Source organism: Aeromicrobium sp. PFPM2_SD2 (genome assembly GCF_057364525.1).
This window is the reverse complement of sequence record NZ_JBNFNZ010000151.1, coordinates 1-5,315: the sequence shown is the minus strand read 5'-3', so window position 1 is coordinate 5,315 and position 5,315 is coordinate 1. Positions and strand designations below refer to the sequence as shown.

The window sequence follows — 5,315 nt, the reverse complement described above, 5'->3', positions numbered from 1 at the left end:
TCTGGATGCCTCCCACGTGTGCACCGTCCCGGTCCCGGGCGGCCGGTGCGGCGGACCCGTGCGCGCCCCCATCATCCCACGCCGGGGCGCCCCGGAGCGCTGGAACCCGCCGGCGGCGCCGGCTCGACGAGCGTTCCGACAGATCGCCGTGGGGCCACACGGGGGGAACAGGACGAGAACGGTTCTCGTTGGAGCGGAGCAGGACCGTCTCGTGAGGAGGAACGCATGAAGGTCAGGAGCTCGCTGCGCTCACTGAAGGACCAGCCGGGCGCGCAGTGGTGCGCCGCCGCGGACGCACCTACGTGATCAACAGGCAGGACCCGCGGCTCAAGGGCCGCCAGGGCTGACGAGCGGCCGCGCCCGCCCACCCGTGGCGGGCGCGGCCGGCTAGTCGGCGACGACCTGGTCGCGGCCCGCGCGCTTGGCGCGGTAGAGGTTCTCGTCCGCCCGGCGCATCAGCTCGTGCGCGTCGACCTGGTTGTCGCGCGCGGTGGCCACGCCGACGCTCACCGTGACGGTGCGGTCGACCAGCTCGCTCCAGTCGTGGTCGCGCACCTCCAGGCGCAGGCGCTCGCAGGCCTTGAACGCCTGGCCCTCGTCGGCCTCGGGCAGCACGACCACGAACTCCTCGCCGCCGAGCCGGGCCACGGTCGCGGTCGCCGGGACGACGCCCTCCATGCGGCGCGCGAGCTGGCGCAGCACCTGGTCGCCGACCAGGTGCGAGGTGGTGTCGTTGACCTGCTTGAAGTGGTCGACGTCGACGACCGCCAGCGACAGCACCATGCCCTCCGTGCGAGCCCGCGCCTCCAGGGCGGACAGCTGCGCCTCCAGGAAGCGACGGTTGTACAGACCGGTCAGGGCGTCGCGCAGGGCCATGTCGCGGAACTGCTCGGCCTCGCGGCGTCCCTCGCGCACCTCGAACACCAGCTGGGTCAGCTCGGCCTGGCGCTCGCGCTCGTCGTCGCGCTGCGCCGCGGCCTCCTCGTCGTAGCGCAGCATCTCCAGGAAGGCGGCCTCGAAGTCGCCGCGCGCGGCGTGCAGCAGGGCACGCTCGCGCCGGGCCCGCACGCCGATGGAGCCGAGCCCGCCGCGGCTCTCGCAGACCTCCAGGCAGCGCTCGACCGTCGCCGTCGCCCGGTCGATGGCCCCGGAGAGCCGCTGCACCTGCACGAGGGTCAGCAGCACCTCGGGCAGCAGGTCGGCCTCGTCCTCGTCGGGGATGCCGCCGTTGACCAGCGGCAGCAGCAGCGCCTCGGCCTGGTCGTAGTCGCCGCGCAGGGTGGCGACCGCCGCGACGGTGTCGATGTCGCCGGGCCGCAGCGGGATGCCGGTGGTCTCGGACAGCTCCTGCAGCCGCTGGACGAGCTGCGTCGCCTTCTCGACCTCGCCGCGCTGGTAGGCGCCGTAGGCCATGTTGTTGAGCACCGAGCGCGCCATCTGGTGGTTGCCGTGCGTCGTGGCGATGTCCAGCGCCTCGTGGTGGTGGCGCGACGCGTCCGCGCGACCGCCGTCTCCAGCGTCATGGCCAGCACGACGAGGTGGGCGCCGCGCAGCAGCGGCGGGACGTCCTCGGGCAGGTACTGCACGCTGAGGACGCCGTGGCGCCGGGCCTCGGCCATGTCGCCGACGTAGAAGTGCTGGTAGGCCAGCAGCAGGTGGCTGCGGGCCAGGACGTGGGCCTGGCCGTTGTCGGCGGCCCACTGGTTGACCTGGTCGAGCACCGGCGCGGCACTGGCGAGGTCGCCGGCCCGCATGCTGGCGTCGGCGATGACGAGCCGCGCACGGGCCTCGAGGTCGTCGCGTCCGAGCAGCAGCGCCTGCTCCTGGATCTCGGCCGCGAGCTGCGGATCCTCGCTCGACCGGTCGATCTCCATGCCCAGCAGGGCGTCGTCGAGCGCGGCCTCGGACGAGGACGAGGTGTCGCGCGTCGAAGTCATGGGAGTCATTGTCGGGCATCGCAACGGAAAAAACCGCGACTCGCGCATGATCCGTGCCACTCGTGCGAGACACCGTCCCGAGGGCTGGGACGGAGGGCCTCGACGCCTCCCCCGGACGGTGCTCCGTGGCCTGCTCGGGCGCGCTCCTTGAGCCTGTCGAAGGGCGCCTGTGGACACGCGCATTCCTGTCGGTGGCTGCACCCACGGTGGGAACATCAGTTCGATTCGGGGGAATCATGGTCGCTGCGCTGGTCGAGAGGACGTCGCCGGTCGACGTGCGCCTGTCCGCGATCGAGGCCGAGCTCGATGCTCTGGACCCGACGACCTACCTCGACCAGTCCCCCACCGAAGCCCGCCAGACCGCGATGCGTCTGCAGCGGCTGCAGGCCCGGCTGGCCGCGCACAGTGCCGCGGCCGTGCGGGCGGTCGACGCTCTCGTCCCCGTCGGCACCGCCGGGTCGACCGGGACGGCCGACCTGCTGGCCCGTGACTTCGGACACGACCGGCGTGCGGCCGGGCGTCAGGTGCGCCTCGCCGAGGCGCTCGGTGAGCGCACCGCGACGGAGAAGACGCTCGCGGACGGGCTCATCACCGAGTGGCAGGCAGCCCTGATCGTGAACACGCTCCGCGGGGTGCCCGCGGAGCACCGGGACCGGTGCGAGCAGACGCTGATCGCCGCCGCCCAGACGCTGTCGGCCAAGGACCTGTCCCGCCGTGCCAAGCGGATCGCCGACGTCTATGCACCCAAGCCGGAGGTGGACCGGCTCGAGAACGAGTCGCTCGAGGCCCAGGAGGCCCGCGCGTGGGAGCGGACCTCGTTCTGGATGGTCGACGACCGCGACGGCACCTGGCGTGGCGGCTTCGTGCTCCCGGACCTGCAGGCGGAGATGCTGCGGACGATGCTCGACGCCTTCACCGCCCCGCGGCAGAGCGAGTCGCCAGTCCCTGAGCCGTTCGAAGGAACGCAGGCCGGCTTTGACCGGCTGACCCAGCGGCAGGGCCACGCGTTCGCCCACCTGATCGAGAAGATGCCCGTCGACGGGCTGCCGCAGTCCGGCACCACCGCCGCGACCCTGGTCGTCACCACCGACCTGAAGGACCTGCAGTCCGGACTCGCCGCCGCGACCATCGCCACCGGCACCCGGCTCTCGGCCGGCGAGACCCGACGCCTCGCCTGCTCAGCCGGCATCATCCCCGCCGTCCTCGACGGCAACAGCGTCCCGCTCGACCTCGGACGGACGAAGCGCCTGTTCACCAAGCACCAGAAGATCGCCCTCGGACTCCGCGACCTGGGCTGCGTCGCCCCGGGAAAGGAACCGTCGCACCAAGGGCATAGCCGCGACGGCGGACCGACCACCCGCCTGGTCCGAGATCCACCACCCGATCCCCTGGAGCCAGGGCGGCGAGACGAACCTCGACAACGCCGTCCTCCTCTGCCCCCGACACCACCACCAGGCCCACCAGCAGGACTGGCAGTTCCGTCGAGCATCGGACGGCCGCGTCCAGACCCGCGGACCCGACGGACAGTGGAAGGACGACGGACGATGGCGCCCCTGAGCGACGCCGGACCACGGACGTGCCTGCTGAGCGCCGGGCGGCGCTCACGTACCCTGGCGCCGACCTCCGTCCCCGAGTCCTGGAGAAGCACCCATGACGCGTCGCGCCCCGGCGCTGGCCACCCTCACGCTCGCGCTCGCCCTGCTCACCGCGTGCAGCGGCGCCGGCGACCGTTCCGGGACGAGCGCCGAGGTCACGCCGAGCCCGGTGTTCCCGTCCACCACGGCTCCGACGCCCGCCCCGTCGAGCGACGCTGCGGCCCAGGACGCCGAGGGCCAGGACGACGGCGACATCGACGTCCGGGTGCAGAACGGACGCAAGTACGCGGACGACCCGGTCGTCGCGCAGTTCCGCGAGCTCACGTCGGCGATCTACCGCAGCATCAACGGCGGCCGTCTCGTCCCCGAGCTCGACGAGCTGGGCAGCGAGCAGGTCCGCGACTTCGTCCAGGAGACGGCCGAGGTGGCGTGGGAGCGCGGCTGGTCCGTGCCGACCGACCCGCTGTTCCGCGTGGCGGTCTCCGACGAGACGCAGCTGAAGGTCTGCGTCCGCGGCGACACGCAGCACTTCCTGGACCAGTCGGGCGAGCCCGTCTCCGAGAGCGACGAGACCTGGTACCGCATCGTGCTCGGGGTCGAGGGTGCGCCGGACGCGGTGCGCTTCACGTCCTACGAGCCCGAGGGCACCTGCCGCGCCTCCTGACCCGGAGGCGTGCGGCGACACTCAGAGCATCCGCTGCAGGTGCCGGTGCCGCTGCACGACCGTGTGCTTGAGCACGAGCCCGACGTGCAGCGTCACGACCACGGCCAGCACCAGCTGCGTCCCGACGTGGACGGCCAGCAGCGACTCGCCGGTCAGCGCGAGCAGCAGCCCGCTGGCCGGCACCACGAGCAGCAGCGCCAGCATCGCCTTCTCCAGCAGTCCCTCGAGGCGGCGCTCGCCGGGCCCGAGGTGCTCGGCCCAAGGCGGCAGCGCCGTGACGCGCCGCCGCACGATCCGCACCACCCCGAGCCGCAGCAGGCCGAGCCCGAGCAGGACATGCACCTCCACGGCGCTCACGCCGTCGTCGAGCACCGCGCCGGACGCCACGTCGCGCAGCTCCTGCGAACCCGGCTCGTCGTCCAGCCGGTCCGCGGCGGCCTCACGACGCTCGACCTCCGCCTCGAAGCGCTCCTCGGCCGCCTCGCCCTGCTGCTCCGCCGCCGCCTCGCCCCGCTCCTCGAACCGGTCGACGGCCTGCTCGGCCCGGTCGACGCGGCGCCGGCGTCCATGGTCAGGCCGACGACGAGCTGGGTCACCAGCGCCAGGACGGTGAGCCAGTGCTGCGTCTTGGCGACGCCGTCGTAGGCGGTGCGGGACGGGGGGCCTGCCATGGCGGCACGCTAGCGGGCCGGGTGGGGCGCGGCGCTCAGCCGAGCGTCATGCGGGCGATGGCCACCAGGCCGACCACGACGATGACGGTGCGCAGCACCGGCGGGGACAACCGGCGGCCCACCCGTGCCCCGACCAGACCGCCCGTCGTCGCGCCGATCGCGACCAGCAGCACGACGTGCCAGTCGATCCGGTCCCAGGCGACGAGCATGAACGTCACCGCGGCGATCGCGTTGACGCCGGTGGTCAGGGCGTTCTTGAGCCCCACCACCGACTGCAGCGGGACGCTCGTCATCACCGTCATGAGCCCCATGACGAGGATGCCCTGGGCGGCGCCGAAGTAGCCGCCGTAGACGCCGAGCAGCCCGATGCCGACCGCCAGCGCGGCGGTGCGGGCCGGCGTGAGCTCGACCGGCAGGCCCCCCGCGCGCCCGCGCGGCGCGGCGCTGG

6 protein-coding genes and 2 pseudogenes are annotated in these 5,315 nt (G+C 73.3%); 4 read left to right on the top strand and 4 right to left on the bottom strand.

What is annotated here, in order from left to right; genetic code table 11:
* The first annotated feature begins 225 nt into the window (after nt 1–225).
* A pseudogene (locus AC2W7G_RS08700) lies at nt 226–347 on the top strand (ribosomal protein bL36).
* 40 nt (nt 348–387) lie between these two features.
* Here AC2W7G_RS08700 and AC2W7G_RS08695 read toward each other — a convergent pair.
* Both AC2W7G_RS08695 and AC2W7G_RS08690 read right to left on the bottom strand, forming a co-directional pair.
* Nucleotides 388–876, bottom strand: a complete 489-nt coding sequence (locus AC2W7G_RS08695; protein WP_485868081.1) for a GGDEF domain-containing protein — start codon at nt 874–876, stop codon at nt 388–390.
* A gap of 299 nt (nt 877–1,175) precedes the next feature.
* Complete coding sequence (locus tag AC2W7G_RS08690; protein ID WP_485868079.1) at nt 1,176–1,937, bottom strand: tetratricopeptide repeat protein; 762 nt, start codon at nt 1,935–1,937, stop codon at nt 1,176–1,178.
* A gap of 236 nt (nt 1,938–2,173) precedes the next feature.
* On the opposite strand from AC2W7G_RS08690, the pseudogene AC2W7G_RS08685 reads away from it, so the two are divergent.
* The 3 genes and pseudogenes from AC2W7G_RS08685 to AC2W7G_RS08675 all read left to right on the top strand — a co-directional run.
* Nucleotides 2,174–3,166, top strand: a pseudogene (locus AC2W7G_RS08685) (DUF222 domain-containing protein); the annotation flags it as partial.
* Nucleotides 3,167–3,269: 103 nt separating this feature from the next.
* Nucleotides 3,270–3,494: an HNH endonuclease signature motif containing protein gene (locus AC2W7G_RS08680; protein WP_485868080.1), complete on the top strand. Its 225-nt coding sequence runs from the start codon at nt 3,270–3,272 to the stop codon at nt 3,492–3,494.
* A 93-nt stretch (nt 3,495–3,587) separates the two neighbouring features.
* Nucleotides 3,588–4,196, top strand: a complete 609-nt coding sequence (locus tag AC2W7G_RS08675; protein WP_485868078.1) for a hypothetical protein — start codon at nt 3,588–3,590, stop codon at nt 4,194–4,196.
* A 21-nt stretch (nt 4,197–4,217) separates the two neighbouring features.
* On the opposite strand, the gene AC2W7G_RS08670 is transcribed toward AC2W7G_RS08675, so the two are convergent.
* Together AC2W7G_RS08670 and AC2W7G_RS08665 are read right to left on the bottom strand one after the other, a co-directional pair.
* A complete protein-coding gene (locus AC2W7G_RS08670; protein WP_485868077.1) occupies nt 4,218–4,583 on the bottom strand; it encodes a cytochrome b/b6 domain-containing protein in 366 nt (121 codons plus the stop codon).
* A 319-nt stretch (nt 4,584–4,902) separates the two neighbouring features.
* Nucleotides 4,903–5,315, bottom strand: a 413-nt coding sequence (locus AC2W7G_RS08665; protein ID WP_485868076.1) for a sulfite exporter TauE/SafE family protein, incomplete at its 5' end; no start/stop codon positions are given.

Coding starts and splice junctions, on each gene's coding strand:
- AC2W7G_RS08695 (WP_485868081.1), bottom strand. CDS start 876: ATGGCCCTGCGCGACGCCCTGACCGGTCTGTACAACCGTCGCTTCCTG.
- AC2W7G_RS08690 (WP_485868079.1), bottom strand. CDS start 1,937: ATGACTTCGACGCGCGACACCTCGTCCTCGTCCGAGGCCGCGCTCGAC.
- AC2W7G_RS08675 (WP_485868078.1), top strand. CDS start 3,588: ATGACGCGTCGCGCCCCGGCGCTGGCCACCCTCACGCTCGCGCTCGCC.